The sequence below is a fragment of the Paenibacillus sp. MSJ-34 genome, assembly GCF_018918005.1.
Classification (GTDB): domain Bacteria; phylum Bacillota; class Bacilli; order Paenibacillales; family Paenibacillaceae; genus MSJ-34.
Window position 1 is genome coordinate 1 of record NZ_JAHLPR010000073.1, and the last position, 23,002, is coordinate 23,002.

The 23,002-nt window shown below is 51.7% G+C and carries 17 protein-coding genes; 3 read left to right on the forward strand and 14 right to left on the reverse strand.

Annotated features, from left to right (window positions below):
* Nucleotides 1-253 precede the first annotated feature (253 nt).
* On the forward strand, nt 254-1,018 hold the full coding sequence (locus tag KQI79_RS25565; protein WP_216541172.1) for an ABC transporter ATP-binding protein: 765 nt from the start codon (nt 254-256) through the stop codon (nt 1,016-1,018).
* The gene (locus tag KQI79_RS25570; RefSeq protein WP_216541173.1) at nt 993-2,879 is read left to right on the forward strand and encodes an FtsX-like permease family protein; all 1,887 of its coding nucleotides are present in this window, start codon (nt 993-995) and stop codon (nt 2,877-2,879) included. The genes KQI79_RS25565 and KQI79_RS25570 overlap by 26 nt, the downstream gene beginning before the upstream one ends.
* Before the next feature lie 415 nt (nt 2,880-3,294).
* Here KQI79_RS25570 and KQI79_RS25575 read toward each other — a convergent pair whose 3' ends face one another.
* The 6 genes from KQI79_RS25575 to KQI79_RS25595 form a co-directional block, all read right to left on the reverse strand.
* Nucleotides 3,295-4,041: an MBL fold metallo-hydrolase gene (locus tag KQI79_RS25575; protein WP_216541174.1), complete on the reverse strand. Its 747-nt coding sequence runs from the start codon at nt 4,039-4,041 to the stop codon at nt 3,295-3,297.
* 167 nt (nt 4,042-4,208) lie between these two features.
* Nucleotides 4,209-5,282 carry a sensor histidine kinase gene (locus tag KQI79_RS25580; RefSeq protein WP_216541175.1) on the reverse strand — a complete coding sequence of 358 codons (1,074 nt, stop codon included), beginning with the start codon at nt 5,280-5,282 and terminating at the stop codon, nt 4,209-4,211.
* Nucleotides 5,272-5,964 (reverse strand): response regulator transcription factor, encoded by a 693-nt coding sequence (locus KQI79_RS25585; protein ID WP_216541176.1) that lies wholly within the window; start codon nt 5,962-5,964, stop codon nt 5,272-5,274. Before KQI79_RS25585 ends, KQI79_RS25580 begins: the two co-directional genes overlap by 11 nt.
* A gap of 24 nt (nt 5,965-5,988) precedes the next feature.
* Nucleotides 5,989-6,120 (reverse strand): hypothetical protein, encoded by a 132-nt coding sequence (locus KQI79_RS28095; protein WP_301287981.1) that lies wholly within the window; start codon nt 6,118-6,120, stop codon nt 5,989-5,991.
* 114 nt (nt 6,121-6,234) lie between these two features.
* Nucleotides 6,235-7,605, reverse strand: coding sequence for an aldehyde dehydrogenase (locus KQI79_RS25590; RefSeq protein ID WP_216541177.1), 1,371 nt, complete (start codon nt 7,603-7,605; stop codon nt 6,235-6,237).
* A gap of 68 nt (nt 7,606-7,673) precedes the next feature.
* The gene (locus tag KQI79_RS25595) at nt 7,674-10,241 is read right to left on the reverse strand and encodes a winged helix-turn-helix domain-containing protein (protein WP_216541178.1); all 2,568 of its coding nucleotides are present in this window, start codon (nt 10,239-10,241) and stop codon (nt 7,674-7,676) included.
* Nucleotides 10,242-10,493: 252 nt separating this feature from the next.
* Here KQI79_RS25595 and KQI79_RS25600 point away from each other — a divergent pair, with 252 nt between their 5' ends.
* Entirely contained in the window at nt 10,494-12,299 is a 1,806-nt protein-coding gene (locus tag KQI79_RS25600; protein WP_216541179.1) for an S-layer homology domain-containing protein, read from the forward strand.
* 284 nt (nt 12,300-12,583) lie between these two features.
* On the opposite strand, the gene KQI79_RS28410 is transcribed toward KQI79_RS25600, so the two are convergent.
* From KQI79_RS28410 to chvE, 8 genes are all read right to left on the reverse strand, one after another.
* Nucleotides 12,584-15,190, reverse strand: coding sequence for a winged helix-turn-helix domain-containing protein (locus tag KQI79_RS28410; RefSeq protein ID WP_216541180.1), 2,607 nt, complete (start codon nt 15,188-15,190; stop codon nt 12,584-12,586).
* A gap of 58 nt (nt 15,191-15,248) precedes the next feature.
* The gene (locus KQI79_RS25610) at nt 15,249-15,833 is read right to left on the reverse strand and encodes a TetR/AcrR family transcriptional regulator (RefSeq protein WP_216541181.1); all 585 of its coding nucleotides are present in this window, start codon (nt 15,831-15,833) and stop codon (nt 15,249-15,251) included.
* A gap of 208 nt (nt 15,834-16,041) precedes the next feature.
* A complete protein-coding gene (locus KQI79_RS25615; protein WP_216541182.1) occupies nt 16,042-16,491 on the reverse strand; it encodes a VOC family protein in 450 nt (149 codons plus the stop codon).
* Between the two features lie 924 nt (nt 16,492-17,415).
* Nucleotides 17,416-17,967 (reverse strand): nucleotidyltransferase family protein, encoded by a 552-nt coding sequence (locus KQI79_RS25620; protein WP_253298414.1) that lies wholly within the window; start codon nt 17,965-17,967, stop codon nt 17,416-17,418.
* Nucleotides 17,968-17,978: 11 nt separating this feature from the next.
* On the reverse strand, nt 17,979-18,629 hold the full coding sequence (locus KQI79_RS25625) for an HAD family hydrolase (RefSeq protein ID WP_216541183.1): 651 nt from the start codon (nt 18,627-18,629) through the stop codon (nt 17,979-17,981).
* Between the two features lie 161 nt (nt 18,630-18,790).
* Nucleotides 18,791-19,954 carry a multiple monosaccharide ABC transporter permease gene (gene mmsB, locus KQI79_RS25630; RefSeq protein WP_216541184.1) on the reverse strand — a complete coding sequence of 388 codons (1,164 nt, stop codon included), beginning with the start codon at nt 19,952-19,954 and terminating at the stop codon, nt 18,791-18,793.
* Complete coding sequence (gene mmsA, locus KQI79_RS25635) at nt 19,929-21,488, reverse strand: multiple monosaccharide ABC transporter ATP-binding protein (protein WP_216541185.1); 1,560 nt, start codon at nt 21,486-21,488, stop codon at nt 19,929-19,931. Before mmsA ends, mmsB begins: the two co-directional genes overlap by 26 nt.
* A gap of 142 nt (nt 21,489-21,630) precedes the next feature.
* Nucleotides 21,631-22,737 carry a multiple monosaccharide ABC transporter substrate-binding protein gene (chvE, locus tag KQI79_RS25640; RefSeq protein WP_216541186.1) on the reverse strand — a complete coding sequence of 369 codons (1,107 nt, stop codon included), beginning with the start codon at nt 22,735-22,737 and terminating at the stop codon, nt 21,631-21,633.
* Nucleotides 22,738-23,002: the final 265 nt, after the last annotated feature.

Here is a 23,002-nt window from a genome sequence, read left to right on the forward strand (position 1 = left end):
ACTCGATTTTTGAACTGGGTTTAGTTTGGTGTTGTCTTTTTTCCTGACTCATTGACCTGTTCCTTAAAGTAAATTTCCAATTCTCATGAATCAGGGGCTTGACATCTTACCGCTGGACTTTTCCATCCATTATAGCACACAGCAACATGACAAAAATGAAAGGTTCCGTAAGGAAGATCAATGGCTGCTTTTCATCGAAGCGACTATAGTTAATAGCATAGAAGTTATATGATGAAGGAGTGTGCGAATCGCCATGCTGGACGTTAGAAACGTATCCAAAGTATATGAAGGCAAAGTAGCTTATCAAGCGCTATCGAATTTGAATTTAACGGTGCAAAAAGGAGAGTTCGTCGGCGTCATGGGACCTTCCGGAAGCGGAAAGACGACGCTGCTCCATGTCGTCTCCACGATCGACAAGCCGTCCTCCGGCGAAGTCATGATCGACGGGAAGAATACGCACCAATTGAACAAACGGCAATTGGCGCTGTTTCGCCGCAGGGAGCTCGGTTTCGTGTTTCAAGATTTCAACCTGCTGCAGACGCTGACGGTGAAGGAGAATATCGTTTTCCCGCTTACGCTCGAGAACGTCAGCGTTCGGGAACAGGACGAACGGGTCAACCGGATCGCGGACAAGCTCGGGATCGCGGATATTTTGAACAAACGGACGTATGAAATATCGGGAGGGCAATGCCAGCGCACGGCGATTGCCAGAGCCATTATTCACGATCCGAAGCTGATTCTCGCGGACGAGCCGACCGGGAACCTCGATTCGAAGGCGGCGAAGGACGTGCTGGAGACGTTGGAGAAATTGAATAAGGATGACGGCGCGACGATGATGATGGTAACGCATGATTCCCAAGCGGCCAGTTACTGCGACCGCGTCATATTCATCAAGGACGGCTCGTTGTATCGGGAGCTGCGCCGGACGGACAGCCGTCAAATGTTTTTCCAGGAAATTATGGGCGTATTGTCTTCGATTGGGGGCACGGAAGATGAATTTTCGTCAATTCGCATTTAGAAACGTCTTTCGCAATAAACGGCTGTACGCCGGTTATTTCTTCAGCTGCGCCTTCTCGGTCATGATTTTCTTCGTCTATACGATGCTCGCGTTCCATCCGTATCTTTCGTTCGACGGTACGGGCAGTTACGGAAGAGGCGCACAAGCGGGCATGGACGCTTCGCAATATATCATTTACGTATTTACGTTTTTCTTTATTTTGTATTCGATGAGCGTCTTTCTGAAATCGCGCAAGAAGGAATTCGGCATTGTAATCATGCAAGGGATGTCCGATTATCAATTACGGAAGCTCGTCTTTCTGGAAAATGTCATTATCGGGCTGGCCGCAACCGTATCGGGCATCGCCGTCGGGCTGCTGTTGTCGAAAGGCATGCTGATGCTCGGGTCTTCCATCCTGTCGTTGGAGGAGCCGCTGGCGTTCTATTGGCCGCTCAAAGCCGCTTGGCTTACATTCGCGGCGTTTGCGCTGCTGTTCATTTTCATTTCGATGTTTACGGCCATCATATTGCGCAGCAGTTCGCTGATCGATCTGCTGAAAGGATCGGCGAAACCGAAGCCTGAGCCGAAGGCTTCCACCGGACTTGCCATTCTGGCGGCTGTGCTCATAGCGATCGGATACGCCATCGCATTCATAGTGAAAGGAATACTCGTTCTGCTGGCGCTGCTGCCCGTCGTCGCGCTCGTCAGCGCAGGAACCTACCTCCTGTTCACGCAATTAAGCGTCTATATGATCCATAAGCTGAAAAAGAAACAATCGTTATACCGCAGCAAAACGAATATGATTACCTTGTCGGATCTGGCTTACCGGATGAAAGACAATGCCCGCATGTTCTTCCTGGTCGCCATCATCTCGACCGTCGCTTTCTGCGCGATCGGCACCCTAGTCGGAATGAAGTCGATGTTTACCGGAACGATTATCGGATCGACCGCGCCGATGAAATACGAATCCTATGCCGGGAACGAGCAGCAAGAACGGCATACCGCGCGGATCGAGCAAGCCCTTGCGGATGCCGGATTCGAATACGAGCCGATCGTTGTGAAGAAAAAGGCCGTCATCGATACCGCCACGAAGAAGCGGTACAGCTTCATATCGGCGGACGATTACAAGCGATTGACGAAGGAGAACATTTCGGTGGGCAGCGGGGAAGCGTTCCTGTTCTATCCCGACGATATGGGATTCGGAAATGCGGCCGCCGAGCAAGTACAACAAATTTCGGTCAAGGAAGGCCGCTCGCTCGCCGTGGCCAAACGCGAGGTGAAACCGCCGTCGCTGCTGCAAATCGATTATGCGGAAACCGCCGTCGTTTCTGCGGAAGTATTCGGGGCATTGCCGGATTCGGAGCAAGACTCCACTTCATATATCTACGATATAGGGGAATGGCGGCAAACGCTATCTGTCTCGAAGCAGCTGCAACAAGAATTGGGGGGTGGCGGCGAACATTACAGTTTCTCCGCGCGGGCGTATAATTTGAACGATACCAATCAAACGTTCGGACAAATTTTCCTGGCCGGACTATTCATCGGCGCCGTTTTCTTCGTCGCTGCCGGGAGCTTCTTGTACTTCCGCCTCTATGCGGATTTGGACAGCGACCGGATCCAGTACCGCGCCATCAGCAAGCTGGGGTTGACGGAAGCCGAGCTGTCGAAGATCGTATCGACGCAAATCGGGTTATTGTTCTTCGTGCCGATTATCGTGGCCGTCGTCCACGGAGCGGTCGCACTGAACACGCTGCAAAATACGTTCGGCGCGAACTTGATGCTGGAATCGGCGATCGTGCTCGGATCTTTCGCGCTCATTCAAGTCGTTTACTTCCTGTTCATCCGCGCCAATTATATTACAAAGTTGAAAAAAGTACTATAGGAGTCAATTTTATAATAGCTGCGCGGCTGACGGCCCATCGGGAGAGCTAACGAAACGTTAACACGCTAATGCCTGCTAAAACACCTTGTCGCCGGCGCAACGAAACTGAAACACGTTAATGAGGGGAAAAAGGCGGTAAAGCAGCCCATTCCCGAGGAATAACGGTACCTGCTTTCGTCAGGATTGGAACGTCGTCATTTTGAGCCGAGTAAGGATTATTCGTTTCGTTGGCGCCCAACAAAAAGCGCAGGTCCGCGCGGATCGCCTTCGAAATAGGGAGGTCCCCTCCGATATGCGCAATAAAGCCAGTTGCATCAACGGTGGCGAATGATGAAATTGACTCATAGCAGAACAATAATCAACTTGAAGGAGCGGCCGAATCGATCGGCCGCTCCTTCCGTATTGCAACCCGCAATTACAGAGCCAACTCCGCAATACGCCGGTTGGCATCGCCCCGGTACAGCCCCCCGTGATAACAGATGACGTTCTCGATCTCGAAGCGGGCTAGTCTGCGCAGCGATTCGAGCGCCTCTTCCATATCAAGCGTGGTAGCCGGGTTGGGCCCGAGCAATTGTCCGTTCTCTACGGTCAACGCGTCCGCGGCGATCAACGTCTTGCTTCGCATATGATACAGGCTCGTATGCCCCGGCGTATGGCCGGGCGTGCCGATGACGGCGATGCCGCCGCAAAACGGCAAATGTTCCCCGTCGCCGATCGCGCGATCGACGCCGGCTTTCGGCGGATTCGTCAGCACCGCCCGAAATGCGCTGCGCATTTGCTCCGGCACCGAGGCCGGCAACGCCGCGACGGCTTTCTCGATCGCCTCCTCGGATATTTTGAGCAGTTTCCGCTCGCCTTCGATGAACGGCTTTTCCGCCGAAGAGGCCAATACTTCGATCCGTTGCTTCGCATCTTGCAGGATGACGGGAAGCGAACCGATATGATCCAAATCTTGATGCGTCACAATAATATGGCTGAGCTTCTCCAACGGAACGTTCGCTTTTAGAATCGCATCGCGAATAAGCGGCCATTGACCCGGGTAACCGGTATCGACCAGAACGGCCGAACGATCGTCCCATAGGAACGCAGGATGAATAACATCTTCTTTTCCCATCACGATCGCCGCAATTTCCAGCATAACCAATCCATCGGCTACTTTCATACGATCATCCTCCCTTAGTCGCATCGTTTTTTTACAGAACAATATACTACTGGAGTTTCCGCAGAAAGTAAATGGTAAAATTTTATATTATACCGCAAAAATTTTTATTTGTCAATATAAAAATTATTAAACACTCGAATGCGGCCGATTCCGTTAACGTCCGACCGTTAGGCGGCCAAAGGCAATTCAATATAGAATGTATAGCTCCCGTCTCGATGTTCGAGCCAGATGCGACCGTGATGCAGTTCCACAATCTGTTTGGCGATCGAAAGGCCCAACCCTGAACCGGAAGGAGAACGATTGTCTTTCCGCGACGGTTCGCCTTTATAGAAGCGATCGAACAGCCTGGCCTCCGCTTCCTTATCGATCGGCGCACCGGCATTCTCGATCGCCAGCAAAGCCCGTCCCCGTTCGGCGCGAAGCCGTACCTTCACCTCTCCCGGTTTGGTCGAGAACTTCAAAGCATTCATCAACAAGTTATCGACGGCCCTCGCCATCTTCTCCGGATCCATGACTACCGCGATGTCGTCGGCATCCCAAACCGTCGCGACGGTTAGCCCTTGTTCCTCGGCAATCGGCTCGAATTCGTACAACATTTGCTTCAGCAAATGTTTCAAATCGACTTCCCGCATCGACAACCCGACATCCCTGTTGTTCAACCGGGTATATTCGAACAAATCGTCGATCAGATGTTTCAACTGCTGCGTTTTCTGAACCGCGTTGTCGACGAAGCGGTTGTACTCCTCTCGATTTTGAAACGTTTCGTTTTGAATCAGATTCAAATAGCCGATCACGCTCGTCAGCGGCGTTCGCAAGTCATGTGACAATCCCGTAATCAACTCGAGCTTGGACCGCTCCGCCTGCCTTTCCCGCTCCATATGCCGCTCGATTTGCGCCGCCATATGATTAATGCATTGCGCCATATTACCAAGCTCGTCTTGCCTCGATATAGGAACCCGATAACGCAGATCGCCTTCCGCGATCAGCATGAGGCCGTCCGCCAAGAGCCGCGTATAGGCAACGATCTTGCGGGTGAATAACATAAAAAAGAACAGAAAGGAAGCGACAAAGACGATCAGAGGCACAAAAAAGAGCCGAGCGGCAATCGGGGTTTGATTCAGGATACTGGCGACGACGGCCATCAGCAGCAAAGCGAGCGTAAAGCTAAACGCAATCGACCATAAAATTTGCCCGCGCAAGCTTCTTCTCGCGCCGATCCAATGGAATATATTATTTTTCAATTTTATATCCCACTCCCCACACCGTTTTAATATATTGAGGTTCTTTCGGATTCGCTTCGATCTTCTCGCGGATATTTCTAATGTGCGCCATGACCGTATTTTCCGAATAATAAATCGATGGGTCTTTCCATACGCTCCGATAAATTTTATCCGTATTGAAAACATGGCCCCGATGCGACGCCAATAGCTCCAGGATGGCAAATTCGGTCGGCGTCAACGACACTTCCTTGCCGCCCGCGGCGACGAAATGACGGCTTCGGTCGATCGTCAAGTCGCCGATGCGTATAACGGAAGCGTCGCTTTCCATCTCCGAGTTGAAATGCTGCCTTCGAAACTGGGCTTTCACTCTGGCGGCCAGCTCCAGCGGGTTGAACGGTTTCGTGACATAATCGTCGGCCCCCGTCGATAGCCCCATAATTTTATCCAAGTCTTCGCCTTTGGCCGACAGCATAATAATCGGGATGTTCGATTCCTCTCTTATTTTCAGGCAAGCTTGTATTCCGTCCATACGCGGCATCATAATATCCAAGATCATCAAGTCGATCTTTTCCCGCCTGAGCAGTTCCAGCGCTTGAATCCCGTCTTCCGCTTCCAGCACGCGGTAGCCCTCGTTACGCAAATAGATATGGACAACATCCCGAATTTCCGCTTCATCGTCGACGATTAATATGTTTTTGGTCAAACGGCATCGCTCCCGTGCGTTGTTTTAGGTATAAGTAAAGCGAAGAATGGCCGCGACGGCAATTAGAACGAACGTCAGCCATAACAATTTCCATACGTCATTATAAATAATATATCCGAATTGCTCGATCGCATAGATGAACGTATCATATAACATCCTTGATTTCCCCCTTTGCGCAGATCGATGCCTCACATCATAGCGTACAAATTTGCGGAAAAAATAAAGGAAATTATGAATTTTTTATGAAGGCGGCGATTCCGGGACGGGATGTTATTTTAGAAACAATTTGATCTTTTTAAGCCCGTTTGTCACATGAGGATAGCGAAAGGGGACATCGAATTTCGTCGTATATCGAACGATGCTTTTATAGTGGGTGAACGCGTTGAATCCGGCTTTGCCGTGATAAGCGCCGATTCCGCTCTCCCCGACGCCTCCGAACGGCAAATACGGGGAGCCGACATGCATAACCGTGTCGTTGACGCATCCGCCCCCAAAGGACACTTCCCGCAAGATTCGTTTCTGCACTTGCTTCGATTCGGAGAATATATAAAGAGCCAGCGGCTTTGGGCGCGCATTGATCGTAGGAATGATATCGGATAAATCGTCGTATTCGAGCACCGGCAAGATCGGGCCGAATATTTCGTCTTGCATGACCGGGTCGTCCCAAGCGACCCTATCCAACAATGTCGGTTCGATCGCCAGTTTCGCCCGATCTATCCCGCCTCCGAACCGGACTTTGGCCGGATCGATCAAAGAAACGAGCCTGTCGAAATGTTTGGCGTTGACGATGCGGACATAATGCTCCGCTTGCAACGGATCGGCGCCGAACATTTCCGCGATCGCTTCTTGCAACCGCGCAAGGAACGGCTCCTTCGCCTCTTGATGAACGTAAAGATAATCCGGCGCTACACAGGTTTGCCCGGCATTGATCAGCTTGCCCCATGCGATTCGTTTGGCCGCCAACTTCAAATCGGCGTCCCGATGGACGATGCACGGGCTTTTGCCTCCAAGCTCCAACGTTACCGGCGTCAAATGCTTGGCCGCTTCCTGCATGACGGCCCGGCCGATCGCTACGCTTCCCGTAAAGAAGATATAGTCGAACTTCTCCCGCAACAGCGCCTGACTCGTCTCGACTCCGCCTTGGACGACGCTTATATATTCGGGCGGATAAATCTCCCGGACGATGTCGGCGATGATGCCGGACGTGGCTGGGGACCATTCCGAAGGCTTCAAGACGGCGCAATTCCCTGCAGAGATCGCGGCGATTAAGGGCGCAATCAGCAATTGAAACGGATAGTTCCATGGCGAGATCAGCAGGGCGACGCCGTACGGCTCGGGGTACATCTTGCTCGTCGAGCCGAAATGCGTGAGCGGCGTCTTCACCCGCTTCGGCTTCGCCCAAGAGGCGGCATGTTTGATCGCATGGCGAATTTCATGCAAGACGATGCCGATTTCCGTTGAATACGATTCGAACGGCGATTTGTTCAAATCGGATTTCAACGCGTTCATAATCTCTCTCTCGTATTGGTTGACGCCCGCCTGCAGTTTTTTCAACGCTTCAAGGCGGTAAGACAACGCTTTCGTTTGATGGGTTTGAAAAAACTCCCTTTGCTTGGCGACGAGATGCGCATAGTTTTCCATAACCGAATTTCCCTCCGTTCACCGACGATTGGGCTTACATCAAAATTATATGCCATCGGCATCCGAATTTAAAGCAGTTCCAACTGCTTGGCGCGCTGGACGGCCAAGATCCGATTGTCGACATGCAGTTTCCTGTATAAATTGTTAATATGCGTCTTGACGGTTGATAGGGATACTTGCAGCCGGGAGGCAATCTCCTGATTCGTAAGTCCCGCATGGATAAGTTGTAACACGTTCGTCTCTTGCGCGGTAAGCGAATCGAAATGGTATTCCTTCATTTCCGCAAGTTCGGTTAGCAGCCGGCTGTTGTACATCGAACGAAGCAACCTTTTTACATAACTCAACGAGACGTTGCGGTTGCCGCGGCGATGATTGTTTTGGCGGGATTTCAAATAGGAAGCGAGCAATTTGCGAAGCGGCTTGCCCTCATCGACGAACGACCGGATATAACCTTCAGGCTCTGCCAACGCCAGCGCTCGCTCCAGCATATGCAAGCTTTGCGCCATATTTTGCTTCTGCGCCAAGAGCAAACTTTTGCGGATCAATAAGCGAAGATAAGCGCCTTGACTTCTTACCCGGTCGACGATATCCAGCAAACGATCCGTCAACGCTTCCGCCTCCGTCGCCCTGCCATATGCGGCAAGCGAGCAAACGAGCAAGTCGTATTCCTCAATCATCGAACCGGAGATTTCATCGCCGGCATGCATGCCGCCTTCCAATACCCATGCCGCCGCACGCTCTCCATCGCCTTGCATCCGCATCCGCTGCGCCTCAAACCATCGAATTTTACCGGCGAGCATCCGATTCGAGCCGCTCTCCTGCACCTGTTCGTTCAATAACCGAACGACGGATTCCGCCAGTTCCCATCGTCCGTCCGCCGTATATACGCGCGCGATCCAAAGGGAGGACAGAACCGTAAGACTCAAATTCTCATGCGTCCTTCCTAGTTCGAGCGATCTGCGAAAGTATCGTTCCGCCTCGTCCAGCCGGTTTCGCTCATATTGCAGCCTCCCGAAATCGATGCATAAATGCGCGATAAAATATACGTTTCGAGTTTCCGACCAAATCGCCAGCAAAGCGCTCAGCGCTTGTTCGGCCTGGACCAACCCTCCTGCGGATGCATGAACGTCCCAGATCGGATGATATCCGTCTTGCCCGGAACCAAATCCTACGAAGAAGTCTCCTTCCGGATGAATGCGTACATATCGTGCGGCATATTGGATCGATGTTTCAAAATCTTGTTCCAAAAAATAGCGAAAGGCGACGAGAAAAGCCAATCCCGCTTCGTATTCCTTCCTGACATTGGAGGGCAAGGCTTCCGCTTGTTCCAGCCTGTTCGCCGCCCACCAATATTTCTCCGTAGCCGGCTCAACTTCGCCGGATAAAAACAAGGAGGCGGCATTCGCTATGAACAACTTTGGTTTCTCAAAGAGCGTCGAATCTGGTATCGCATTCAACCAAAGATGCAGTTGCATCCATTCGGAGCTTTTCAGCGTCGGAACGATCCCCTCTACGATGCGAAGAGCCTCTTCATAATAAGCTCCCGCCAAATAATGCTCGATCGCTTCTTGCGGCATGCAATGGCGCTCAAACCAACCGGCTGCCGCCATATGTGCAACGCGAAAACGATCCTCGCCTTCTCTTTTCCATTGCATCTGTAAAAATTGCTGAAATAAATGATGATACCGGTACCATTCCCTTCGCTCGTCCAAAGGGATCAGGAATAAGTTCGCCCGCTCCAGTTCTTGCAAGCACAAGGAACTATCCTTCATACCGGTTACCGCTTCGCATAACGGCCCGTTCATGCGATCCAGGAGCGACGTGCGAAGCAGAAAATGCTTCATCGTTTCCGTTTGCCTCGACAATACTTCCTCGAAGAAATAATCCGAAATCAAGCGATGGCTGCCGGTAAGTTGCAGCGTCACTCCGGGACGCCTTCCCGCTCCGCCCCAAGACATGCAGGCTAACTGCATTCCGGCCACCCAGCCTTCGGCCCGCTCCAATATTTCTTCTGTTTCGGACGGCGACAGTTCCGGACCGTGACTTGTAGAACCGAAAAATTCGGCTGTTTCTTCTCTCGAGAATCGCAAATCGTCCGTTCCCAATTGAACTAAACCGCCTTTCATACGCAGTCGGGAAAGCGCCAAAGGCGGCAAGGTACGACTGGCAATATAAAGATGAACGCAGGGAGGAAGCCGGTCTATGAAATAAGAAATTTGCTCTATCATCGAAACCTGAAAAATTTCATGAAAATCGTCCCATATCAAAACTGCTCTTTTTTGCATGCGGTTTAATTCGTTAAGCAGCGCCGCAACCGTCGAATATCCGGATAGGTCGATCTCGGCGTAACGAAGCGCGGCCTGCCCGTCAAAGGCAGGGAAGACGTTCGCCAAAGCCGAAATGGACAGCATCCAAAATCGGGCAGGTTCGTTATCCCCCTTATCCAGCGAGACCCAAGCCGCAGAATCTATCGTTGCGGACCATTCGCTAAGCAAAGTCGTTTTCCCGTAACCTGGCGGCGCGGCAACCAATGTTAACGGACATTGAAGGCCTTCGTCCAATCTTGCAAATAAGCGGGTTCTTTCCACGAGAGCGGCTCGCGTCCGAGGAATATGCAGCTTTGTCGATATGATCATCGTTTTAGCCCTCCATTCTAATACGGCTACCGTGAAGGAAATGATGGCGACTGTTTCCTCTATATTACCAAAACAACGCTAATTTTTGACAATTTCGTTGATTTTAAGATAACATTCTTTTCTTCTCTCCACCCTCCATCTCCACCCTTAGCGTCTTTCTTTTGCAAAGGTCGATTTACAACCAGGAAGACAATGGTATATTGTTTAGCAAGCGATGCAGTAAATTGAAAGAAAGGAGAGAAATTTGTCAAAATGTACAAAAAAACAGTTCCATTGCTGCTGCTCGTCTTGATGCTCGCCTTCTCCGCTTCGGCAGTCGGCGCGAGCCCATTGACCGACATCGACAACTCTTACGCGAAGGAACAAATCGAAAGATTAATAGAAGCCGGAATCATTAACGGCTATTCGGACGGCACGTTCAAACCGGATCAGGCCATTAGCCGCGCAGAGTTTGCCAAAATTCTCGCATTGGCAACAAATTTGACAGAGGATGCCGCAGCCGCAGCCACATTCAAGGATGTCCCGGACTGGGCGGTCGGTTATGTCGGGGCTTTGGTCAATGCCAACATAACGAACGGGATCGGATCGGGTAAATTCGGATCCGATCACAATCTTACCAGGCAAGAATTGGCGACTTTCTTCGTGCGCGCCTTGAATATGGAAGAAGCGGCCAAAGGCACAAATTTAACCCTTCGCTTCCATGATGCGGATTCGATTGCCGAATATGCGAGAGCCAGTATTGCATTAGCTCAAGAAATCGGATTTATAAAGGGCTTGCCGAATGGCAATTTCGATCCGGCAGGAAATGCGGATCGTCAGGCGGTAGCCCGTTTAGCCTACGAATTTCGAGCAGAAAAAGAACATTACTTGGAATCCGCCCAGAAAATTATCGGAAGCCGTTCGAATGGATCAGGCGAGGAGCAAGAGAAGGCGAGCGAATCGGAAGAAGCCGTTGAAAAGCCCGATAAAGAGACCAAGGCAAGTCCGCCCCCCGGCAATTCCGGATCGCCCGATTCCGGTTCGCCCGGTTCGCCGTCTTCTCCTCCTCACCCGGCTGTGACAAAACATCTGGTGGAAGGACGGAATGGATCAGCCGTGACGCTCGCCGTATATACGAGCCAAGCGGATTCCGTATATTGGGTTGTTCCGCAATCTCCAAGTGGCAGCGGGGCCAATCCAAGGCCTGAGCATATCCGCAACGGATTGGATTACGATGCCGATACAGGCTGGGGGCCCGCACTGCAAGCCGGGGTCGGTATCGTACGCAACGGCGTATCTTCCGTCACGTTCGATACATACCATGATACGGATCGAATCTGGATCGTTGCCGCCTCCGGAGCAAATTCGTCCAAATCTGCATTGTCCCGCGTCTATGAGATTGCGCTGGAGCCGGTCGAAACGGGCGGGCCGGTTACCGTGACCTCCGTGTTTCACACTGTGGAGGACCGGTTGATAGCGATCGCTGCCGGCAAATTATACGGTATGCCGTATCGGATAGAAATCGAGTCCGATTCTATAAGGGACGAGGAGGGCGATTTCATTTCGTTTACGATCGAGAAAGTCGGCATAGATTCGGATGAACCTTACGCCGTCCTGCGAATTTCCGGCTTGCATCAAAGAATCGCCCGGATCTCCCTCCCGATACCGGCTGGATTGGCGGCCGAGAATACCGTGCTATATGAACGTTGGAGCGACACATGGAAATATCGAGGCGGGTATACGGGAGCAGACCATATGATCAAAGGTACGCCTACCTTCGTCGATGACAATTTTCTCATCGCCGCGGCGGAAATCGTTCCTCAGCCGGGCGGCCTTGCAGCTACCGGCGTTTCGGATCGAAGCGTGACGCTGTCTTGGGATGCCGTAGACGGAGCGACGGAATATATCGTGTACAGGAACGGATTTGACAACAAGGAATTCCGTGTGGGAGGAACGTCCTATACCGATCCGGATCTTGCTCCCAATACACCGTATTATTATACGGTCATTGCGCTTCGCAACGATTTCGAATCGGAAATTTCCGAACAGATTAACGTGACTACAAAAAGACGGGAATGAGGCAGCAGGGCAAACAACAAGATCCCCTTTGCATTGACAGAGGGGATCTCCTGTTACTGTTGCTATGGTTGAAATCCATGATGTAAAAAATACAACATTTCGCTATCTTATTCGTCTGCAAAGATAACTTTGTTGTACAATGTACAACATTCTCCGGGTATAACAGCGCATTCTGTCCTTTCATCTACGATTATGTTGCATAATGTGCAACATAAAGGCTCAAAACCGCCTAGCCCCTCCTCAAATGTTGTATTTTTTACAACGTAAGCAACCATCATGACGGTTTACAACCCCATGCCGTAACCTTTGCGTATCGCTTCGTCCCGGCTTTCGACTTGGAGCTTGCCGTAAATACGATTAATATGCGATCTGACCGTCCCGTAGCCGATTCCGAGCTTTTCCGCGATCTCCTTATTCGTTAATCCTTGCACGATCAGCCGGAATACTTCCTGTTCCTTCTTGGTAAGAAGCAAGGCGAACGGGCTCGGCGAATCTTCCTTGCCCCCCGCGTTCCCCAAGCATGCGAGCAAGCGGCGAATATTGGTCGCCGGCGGCGATTCGGCATCGCGCGGCAGCGAGAGGGATTCGTTAAGCATCGCCAGCATCTCGGCCATCGGCCGTCCTTCGTCGACATATAGGCGGACGAAATCCGTCCCGGTAATATGCAGCGTACGTTTCACGATGTTTAAAGCCGCCTCGGTCTCTCCCATCTTAGACAAGATAAGCGATTGCAGTACGTGAATTTCATCCCGATGATAGTTCCGTCCGGCCTGCACCGCGACGGCAAGCAATCGTTCCGCAAGTTCCCGCGCCTCCGCCAGGCGATCTTGAGCCAGCAGAATCCGCGCTAGAAACTGATACTCGTATAATTGCTGCGCCGTGAAGCTGTCGGCGGCCGAAATCCGGTACAGGCCGATCCACGCTTCCGCCGGTTCCAAGTCGCCGGCGTCCAGAGCGAGCCGGGCCAATTCCGCGTCGCAATAGATCAGGGCGGACGGGATGCCTAAACGAATGACACTCGTCTTCGCCTCCCGCAGCATGTCCTCCGCCTCGCTGCGCAGACCTTGCGCTTTGCGAATCCGGGACAACAGAAGCCAAGCGGGAACCAATGCTTCCGATGCGAGCGGGTTGTTGAAATCGGTGGATTCGATCGCCCGCCGGGCATACGATTCGGACGCCTCCAACTCGTTTAGCTCATACATGTGCTCGCTGACGGATACGAGCGCCGATCCGGCCAGTCCCAAAGCTTCTACCGTTTCGATCAACTGATTCAAAAACGGAATGACGATATCCATGCTTGGGTAGCCTTCATGGCTGCTGGCATGCTCCTTGACGATCGAATGCTTCGCGCGGACGACCGACTGGGCGAATACCAATTTCGTCCCCGTTGGCTTATAGAGTCTGGACTGCTTCATATTATGAATGACAAGATTCATATCGTCCAAAGCTTGCGATGCGTAAAACGCCCGTACAAAATAAAGGCTTCCCAGAAAGTCGTTCTTCTCCTCCTCCGTCCACTCCCCGCCGGAAGCTTCAAACCTCTCTTCCGCCCGGAGCAGCATTCTTTCCACCAACGAATATTTACGGTCGCCGAACAGCAAAGTAAGCGCCTTGGAAAAATAAAGGGACGGAGATTGCAAAAGCAAAGATTCCGGCACTTCGGACAGTCTCATATACAAGGAAGTCCAATTCATTCGGATCATTGTGGCGGTCATTTCCTCGAGCAATCGAACGGCGCGGTTATAGTGCTTGCCGGATAAATAATAATCCAGCGCCTCCTCGTGCAAGCCTTCGTCTTCGCACCACGCTCCCGCCGCCGCGTACAATGCCGGCAGCCGTTCCGGATCTGCTCTCTGCAAGCGGCGAAATGCGAATTCGGAAAACAAATGATGGAAGCGGTACCAAATCTTTCGTTCGTCAAGCGGTATGACAAACAGCTGCATACGCTCTAAATCATCCAGCATCGACTGGCTGTCCCGGCAACCGGTTACCGCCTTGCATAAGGCGGCGTTCATTCGTTGCAAGACGGAACATTCCATAATAAAAAATTGCAGCCGTTCGTCCATCCCATGAAATACTTCTTCCAGCAAATATTGCTCCAAAACATGATAATCGCCGCTAAAATTGCGAATCAACGCTGCCGGATCATGCGAATCGCGCACAGACATCGCCGCCAATTTCATTGCCGTAACCCAGCCTTCCGTCCGCTTAACCAATTCCTCCGCATCTTGGGCGGACAATTCGAGCTTCATGCAATGCCGATAGAAATCGGCTCCCTCCGTCTCGGTGAAACGCAAATCGCGCGCATCCAAACGAACCATCATATCCCGGCTATGAAGCTTGGCTGCGGGAAACGGAGGCTCCGTTCTGCCTGCCAGCACAAGTTGGACATGCCGGGGCAAATGCTCGATAAAATAGGAAAACGACGAGACGACATTCGAATCGGTAACGACGTGAAAGTCGTCCAAAAAGAGGACAATCGGCCCTTCCAAACGCTGCAATTCGTTGAGCAGCATGGCAATGCCGGGTTCCGGCTTGGACGGTTCCAGCAAGGTAAGAACGGCATTCGTTCTTGCCATGAAGCCGGGGCTTATCGTATCGATCGCTGCGATCATATAGAGCCAAAACATCGTCAAGTCGTTATCGCCTTGATCAAGCGAAACCCAACCCGGCCGGGCGTCCAAGGTGCCCGCCAATTCGGCAAGCAAGGTCGACTTGCCGAATCCGGCCGGAGCGGAAATATAAATAAGGGCTGCATTGCGCGCTTGCCGCAGACGGCTAATGAGCCTCGGTCGGGCGAGCGTATCGGCGATCGTCCGGGGGATATGCAGCTTTGTCGTTAGTACCGGATAGGGCAGGAGCGGTTTCGTATCGTCGGCAAGCTGTGTCACTTAAAGTCCACCTCTGTTATTTTCTTTTTGAGGTCCATAATATCTTATTAAATTTCGTCTAGCGTTTAAAACCTTCCATAAACAAAGAGATCACTTTCATCGTGTCGTCCAAAGCGTGCCGTTGCTCCGGATGATGCGCGATCCAAAGCGCCGATTCGTTCAGGGCGCCGGAAATAAAATGCGTCATCGCTTCAATCGTTACCGGTTTAAAGCATCCTTGCCGCTGCATAAACTGCAATTGTTCATGCAACAACCGCATCGAATTTTGCTCGTCCGTCATGCGCCACATTTCCCATCCCAATACGGCGGGACCGTCCAGTAACAATATCCGCTTATTTCGGGGCTCGACAGCGGAGGCGACGAACGCGCGGCAGCCCAGCAGCAGCTGTTGCCACAGGTCCTCGCTTGCGGCCGCTTCCGTTTCGATCCGCTCGGCAATTTCCTTTTGCACGGATTCGAATACGACGCGGAACAATCCCTTCTTGTTTCCGAAATGGTGGTAAAGCGCCCCGCGCGTCATTTCGGCCTCGTTGACGATATCCTCCAGAGCCGTATCCGCATAACCGCGTTCCGTGAAATGCGTCCTCCCCACTTCGATCAGTTTACGTATCGTTTCATTCGTTTCTTCCTGGTTTCTTCTCATAAGTGGATTTTTCTCCCGCTACATACTCTGTAATTATCTTGCCACTCTACTGTCATTTTTTCAATAGTTCCAAATTGGCCGCCAACTTTCAGACATAGAAGGACGGGTCATCTGCTAGCGGTTCCAGCAATGACAATTGATTTCGGAATCGCCTTCCTAGAAGTCCGCGGTTCGACCCCGAAATAATGCTTCAAAGCTGTCGCGTTGCTCATTGATTGCCGTCCTCGTCGTTTGACCAGACAGCTTCTATATATTGCGCGCTTTCCGATTCCGACGGAGGGATGATCTTGATCACATCGATCAACACGCCGTTCGGGTCCGAAGTGATGAAATGCCGTTGGCCGAACTCTTCATCCCGAAGATCGAGCTGCAGCGGCAAACGCCGATCCACGATCAGTCTGCGATATTCCGCATCGACATCCTCCACTTCAAAATTCAGAATCAACCCTTGCGCTTTTTGACGGTAAGCGGCCGGTACGGTATGATGCGTCGCGTCCAAAATAGCCAATTCGTAAGGAATTTCGCCTTGCGCCAATTTCATGCTTACGTACCAATCGGCTTCGTATACCGCCTCAAAGCCGAAATGTTCTTTGTAAAACGCGGCGCTCAATGCGACCTTTTCCGTCAAAATGACCGGATAAAAGCTGTTTGTTCTCATAGAAAATCTCTCCTTTTCGATTGTTGATCCTATGTTAACATACATACTGTTTGTATGTAAATAGATTTATCGGTTGCTCAAAATGGCCGCTTGAGATCAACTTCATTTCCGACGAAGGTTGGCAAGCTGCGCGGATACGAGGCGGGATCGCTTCTCTTCGCAGGTATCCGTTCAGTCCGCCTTTGGTCGAAATCCCGCTTGTTCAGGAGCAATGGCGTTGCATTAATTTTAAACCGGGTTGGGATGATGACTCAGGATTGGGATCACAAAATATAGCCGAAGTATCATACTAAACGAGCGGCGCATGAGTTCAGTCCGTCGATTATGTTCGAAATTTCATACTCAAATCACGATTTGGCCCCTGATCCTGCAAAGGTGAGACGAAATATCATACTAAACGAGCGGCGCATGCATTGAATCCTTCCGTTATGTTCGAAATTTCATACAAATGTCGGGTTTGTGCAATAGCGTCGCATCGAGAAATTGCTATCCGGACCGTACGGCCGTTATGATGCCTCCATATCGCTTATTCGCTGTTTAGGCAGACATTGGTTCCGTTATTCGTTCGTCGTAGGGCTTGTTTTTGCACTTTTGCCGCGAATAAAGGATCGTCTGTCCGCAAACGGTCCGAAATCGGGCCGTTTGTCATCATTAACGGATCCTGTGTTCGCGAATTTGGGGAGTAGGGCCGCAGAATAAATGCGAAGGAATAGCAGGTAATCACACAGTTGTTTTAATATTGCTGAAAAAAGTTAATGCAACGCCAGTGGGAAAAAGGCGGTAAAACCGCCGATTTCCAATGAATAACGGTGCGTACTTTCGCTAGAATGAGGATGTCTTCATTTTAAGCCCAATAAGGATTGTCAGTTTCATTAACGCCAAACGAGCAGCGCAGGTACGCGCGGATCGCATGCGGGGGAACGGCTAATCCTCGATAATGTCGATCCGCGGCCACTTCGCTTTCCACCCCTTCTTCCTTACCCGTTCCAAGTAATCATCCTTGTCCGTAAAGAATGGGCTTCTTCTCACGACCATCCCGAACAAGTCTTCCAGCCCGTGGGGAGCGCATAATTCGATTCGCCCGTCCCCGGTTCGCCTCGCGCCGATCGCCGTAACGGTTTCCGGCCATCTGCTCATAGCGTCTGCTGTTGACCGATAAGGCTCCGCGTTATTGCGAATATGCATCCTCGCCTGATTTTTGACGGACCATTTCCGGTTTCCGGTCGCGGCGATGAGCGTTTGCGTTAACCGCCGGTCCCGCTCTTCGAACGGCTCGTCCGCGTCATAAAATACGACATCGATATCGTCATGCGTTTCCCGAGGACCCCATCCATGCAGCCGATCCCATACGTAATTCCGGATATACCCCGCAGCGATGAAGCATTGAGGCAAGTTCAACTCTTGGACGATCAGCAAGTCATTCATCAGCGCATCGTATTCGAATAAGTAGGCTATGAGCCGGTTCTCCATTTCCATATGCTTTCTTCCTATTCCCGATCCAGCACGGCATGCAGTAAATCCGAGACGCTCGCAAACTCGTAATCGGGCCGTACCGAGAACGGCTTGCCGTGGGAATGTTCGAGCCATGTCACGCCGGCCGTCTTCACATTCGCTCTAATGCCGGCCTCGATGTCCGCGTCGCTGTCGCCTACATAGAGCGTTTCCCGGACCGACGCGCCAAGCATGTTCATCGCTTTTACGATTCCTTCCGGATCGGGCTTCGGCTTGACGACATCGTCCCCGGTAATGGCCGCTTGAAACATGCCGCTTGGAAAAAGATAGTTTACGGATATCTCGTAACTCCTTCTCGCTTTTCCCGTCACGATTCCAACGGCGATTCCTTCCCGTTTCAGCCGATTCACCATGTCGATCATTTCCGCCCGCACGCCCACTGCGTTGCGATGTTCTTGATCGTAATAACGGTAGTAATCTTCAATCGCCGCATCCACCCGCTCCTGTTGCAGCAAGTTTTCTTTGATAATCCCCACTTCCGACGGTCCGAACATCGAGACGATGTCCTCCTCTCCGATATCCCTGCCGTCATAGGTACGGAATACCTGTTGAAACGCGTAAAAGCAAATCGGCAGGGTGTCGGCAAGCGTCCCGTCAAAATCGAATAACACGGTGCGAAACTTCATTGAAAATCACCTCGACTCGTATTTGCGCGGCAAACCCGCAGCGTTTACCATTTCGACGAGGATTGCGGCAAGTCCTGTATTTGCGAACGAACGAAATAGGGCCGCCTTCGAGCAGATCGTATAATCCGCCGGGCAGCCCAGGCACAATAGGCCACAATTGCCTATGCGCTTTTATTTTTATTGTAAATATCGAAAGCGACCGCGAGCAGCAATACCAAGCCTTTAATCCCTTGCTGCCAATCGATCCCGAGCCCGACGAGCGACATGCCGTTATTCATGACGCCCATGACCAGCCCGCCGACAATCGCGCCGATGACGGTGCCGACGCCGCCGGTGGCCGACGCTCCGCCGATAAAGCACGCAGCGATCGCGTCGAGCTCGAAGTTGACGCCTGCCTTGGGCGTCGCCGCGTTCAAGCGGGCGGCAAAGATCAGGCCGGAAAGCGCCGCAAGCGCTCCCATATTCACAAACACCCAGAACGTTACCCGCTTCGTCTTGACGCCGGACAGCTTAGCCGCTTTTTCATTGCCGCCGAGGGCGTATACATGCCGTCCCATGACCGTTTTATTCGTTACGAAGGAATAAACGGCGACAAGAATAAACAGCAAGATCAAGATGTTCGGTATTCCTTCATAGCTGGCCAGAACATACGTGAAAACGTTGATAATCGCGACCATCGCTACAAGTTTGGCGACGAACAAACCGGCGGGAAGGACATCGAACAGGTACTTCCGCTGGTTCAGCCGTTTCCTCCACTCAATCGCAATAAAAACAACGGACAAGACGGCGCCTGCTGCGATACTTAACAAATGAAGCGTGCCGCCGCCGAACCAATCCGGAATAAATCCGGTGCTTATATTGCGGAAGCCGTTCGGAAACGGCGCGATCGATTGGCCTTTCAGCACGATCATCGTCAAGCCCCGGAACAGCAGCATGCCCGCTAGCGTGACGATGAAGGAAGGGATTCTCACATAGGCGACCCAGAATCCTTGCCAAGCCCCGATCAGCGCGCCGATAATCAATGAAATGACGACGGCCGCCGCAAACGGAACTTGCATATCGACCATGAGAATGGCCGAGACGGCCCCCACGAACGCGGCGACCGAACCGACCGACAAATCGATATGGCCGGTAATAATGACCAGCACCATGCCGATCGCGAGTACGAGAATATAACTGTTCTGCAAAATCAAGTTCGTAATGTTTAAGGGCTTCAGCAAAATGCCGCCGCTCAAGATTTGGAATAGAATCATAATTAAGACCAGCGCAACGATCATCCCGTATTGGCGGATATTGCTCTTAAACAATCTGGTCAGCTCTTCCATGTCCGGTCCCCCCCGATTTGGTCATATATTTCATCATTTTCTCCTGCGTCGCTTCCGTCCGCGGCAATTCGCCGGTTATTTTCCCTTCGTTCATGGCGTAAATGCGGTCGCATATGCCGAGTATTTCCGGCAGCTCCGACGAAATGACGAGAATTCCCTTCCCCTCCGCCGCCAATTGATGAATAATCGTATAAATCTCGTATTTGGCGCCGACATCGATGCCGCGGGTCGGTTCGTCCAGTATTAAAATTTCGGGTTCGGCGAAAATCCATTTGCTTAGGACGACCTTTTGCTGATTGCCGCCGCTTAAATTCATCGTTTTCTGCAAAATGCTCGGCGTTTTAATATTCATCTTGCGCCGGAACGACTCCGCCTCCGCGATTTCCCGATTTTCGTCGATGACGGTTTTGCTCGCGATTTTGTTCAAACTTGCCAGCGAAATATTGCGTTTGATATCGTCGATGAGAATCAAACCGTAAGTTTTACGGTCTTCGGTGACGTAAGCGATGCCTTGTTCGATCGCCTGATTGATGTTGTCCAGCCGGATCTCCTTCCCGTTCATGAAGGCGCGGCCGCTAATTTTTTTGCCGTACGATTTGCCGAATATGCTCATCGCCAGCTCCGTTCTGCCCGCTCCCATCAACCCGGCGATGCCTACGATTTCTCCCCGGCGGATATAGAGGGAAACATCGTCGATCACTTTGCGGTCGGGATGCGATTCATGATATACGTTCCAATCGCGAACTTCGAAAATAACGTCCCCAATCTGCGGTTCCCGCTGCGGATAACGATGCGTTAAATCTCTGCCCACCATCCCTTTAATAATGCGATCCTCGGTCACGCGATCTTCCTTCGTATCCAACGTTTCGATCGTCCGGCCGTCGCGCAAAATCGTGATGGAATCCGCTACTTTGGAAATTTCGTTTAATTTATGGGAGATCAGGATCGAGGACAACCCCTGCTTTTTAAATTCCAACAACAATTGCAGCAAATTTTCGCTGTCGTCTTCGTTCAGCGCGGCCGTAGGTTCGTCCAGTATCAACAGCTTCACCTTTTTGGACAGCGCCTTGGCAATCTCGACCAACTGCTGCTTGCCAACGCCCAGATTCGACACGAGCGTCGTCGGCGATTCCGCCAGCCCAACCTTGGCAAGCAGTTCCGTCGTTTTCGTTATCGTGCCGTTCCAATCGATGATGCCGCCGCGGGCTTGCTCGTTGCCGAGGAATATGTTTTCCGCGATCGATAAATACGGAATCAAAGCTAATTCCTGATGGATGATGACGATGCCCATTTGCTCGCTTTGTTTAATGTCCTTGCATTCGCACGCCATCCCTTGAAAACGAATTTCGCCGCTGTACGATCCGAACGGGTATACCCCGCTGAGCACCTTCATCAGCGTCGATTTTCCCGCGCCGTTCTCGCCGCAAAGCGCATGGATTTCGCCCGTTTTGACCCGCAGATTCACATCTTCGAGCGCCTTGACCCCAGGGAACGTCTTCGTGATGTTTCTCATTTCCAATATGAATTCCGACATGCGGCCACAACCTTCCATATCGTAATAGTCGACTTGCGGACGCTCGCGCGCTAGCCTTCCGCCGCCGTCAAGCGGGAAGTCCGCCCGGACGAAGCTTCCGCATGTCCGGGCGGAATCGCGCAGATCGCCTGCGTGCCGCTAGTTATAGACCCAACTGGTCTTTCGTATAATATCCGGTATCTACGAGAGCCGGCTCGACGTTCGTCGCATCGACCGACACAGGCTCAAGCAGGTAGGAAGGAACGACCTTCACGCCATTGTCGTACGTTTCCGTGTCGTTGACTTCCACTTCCTTGCCTTTCAGCAAGCTGTCCGCCATCGAAACGGCGATTTTCGCGAGTTCTCTCGTATCTTTAAAGACGGTGTGCGTTTGCTCGCCGGCAAGAATCGACTTGATCGAAGCCAGTTCGGCGTCTTGCCCGGTGACGACCGGCATCGGCTTGCTGTTTCCGTATCCAACGCCTTTCAAGGAAGAGATGACCCCGATGCTGATGCCGTCATAAGGCGACAATACCGCATCCAATGTTTCCGTCGAATAGTTCGCGCTAAGCAGATTGTCCATCCGCGCTTGCGCCAGCGCGCCGTCCCAACGCAATGTCGCGACTTGCTCGAATTTCGTTTGGCCGCTGCGGATGACGAGTTTCCCGGAATCGATATAAGGCTGCAGCACGGACATCGCGCCGTCGAAGAAGAAGTAAGCGTTGTTGTCGTCCGGGGAACCGCCGAATATTTCGATATTGAACGGTCCTTTGCCGTCTTTCAGCCCCAGCTTGTCTTCGATGTACGTTCCTTGCTGCACCCCGACCTTGAAATTGTCGAACGTGGCATAGTAGCTTACATGGTCCGTATTGCGAATCAACCGGTCGTAAGCGATGACGTCGATATTTTGGTCATGCGCTTTTTGCAGCACTTCCGTGAGCGATTCGCCGTTGATCGACGCAATGACGAGGATGTCGACTCCTTTCGTGATCATATTTTCGATTTGGGATACCTGGTTCTCGATGACGTCCTCGGCGTATTGCAAATCGGCTTGATAGCCCAGTTTCTCGAATTCCTTCACCATATTCGCGCCGTCGTTCACCCACCGTTCCGACGATTTCGTCGGCATGGAGATGCCTACTTTCCCTTGGCTGCCTCCTCCGCCGGAGCCATCTCCGGCTTCGTTGCCGCCTCCCCCGCCATTGCCGGCGCATGCCGCCAATGCCCATACCATCGCCAGCAATAACGCCACCGTTAACGTTCTTTTCATCCTACCTTCCCCCTTATGCTTTTGATCAGCTTGAGTATAACAACCGCATCCCGTTTCCGTATTTACAATGAATTATCCTTTTTTATAAAAATTGAACTTTCATATGTTAGTGCTAGAGTGAAAGGCTGGGCGGGGCCCAGCCCCTCCTCATCAAACCGTACGTGAGGTTTTCCCTCATACGGCTTTCCGATGTTCGTCATCATGAGCATGCAGATTACAAGAGCGTTTTAAGTCCATATTGAATAGACAAAGACTTCACTTCGCG

Coding starts and splice junctions, on each gene's coding strand:
- KQI79_RS25565 (WP_216541172.1), top strand. CDS start 254: ATGCTGGACGTTAGAAACGTATCCAAAGTATATGAAGGCAAAGTAGCT.
- KQI79_RS25570 (WP_216541173.1), top strand. CDS start 993: ATGAATTTTCGTCAATTCGCATTTAGAAACGTCTTTCGCAATAAACGG.
- KQI79_RS25575 (WP_216541174.1), bottom strand. CDS start 4,041: ATGAAAGTAGCCGATGGATTGGTTATGCTGGAAATTGCGGCGATCGTG.
- KQI79_RS28095 (WP_301287981.1), bottom strand. CDS start 6,120: ATGTTATATGATACGTTCATCTATGCGATCGAGCAATTCGGATATATT.
- KQI79_RS25590 (WP_216541177.1), bottom strand. CDS start 7,605: ATGGAAAACTATGCGCATCTCGTCGCCAAGCAAAGGGAGTTTTTTCAA.
- KQI79_RS25595 (WP_216541178.1), bottom strand. CDS start 10,241: ATGATCATATCGACAAAGCTGCATATTCCTCGGACGCGAGCCGCTCTC.
- KQI79_RS25600 (WP_216541179.1), top strand. CDS start 10,494: ATGTACAAAAAAACAGTTCCATTGCTGCTGCTCGTCTTGATGCTCGCC.
- KQI79_RS25610 (WP_216541181.1), bottom strand. CDS start 15,833: ATGAGAAGAAACCAGGAAGAAACGAATGAAACGATACGTAAACTGATC.
- KQI79_RS25615 (WP_216541182.1), bottom strand. CDS start 16,491: ATGAGAACAAACAGCTTTTATCCGGTCATTTTGACGGAAAAGGTCGCA.
- KQI79_RS25620 (WP_253298414.1), bottom strand. CDS start 17,967: ATGGAAATGGAGAACCGGCTCATAGCCTACTTATTCGAATACGATGCG.
- KQI79_RS25625 (WP_216541183.1), bottom strand. CDS start 18,629: ATGAAGTTTCGCACCGTGTTATTCGATTTTGACGGGACGCTTGCCGAC.
- mmsB (WP_216541184.1), bottom strand. CDS start 19,954: ATGGAAGAGCTGACCAGATTGTTTAAGAGCAATATCCGCCAATACGGG.
- mmsA (WP_216541185.1), bottom strand. CDS start 21,488: ATGTCGGAATTCATATTGGAAATGAGAAACATCACGAAGACGTTCCCT.
- chvE (WP_216541186.1), bottom strand. CDS start 22,737: ATGAAAAGAACGTTAACGGTGGCGTTATTGCTGGCGATGGTATGGGCA.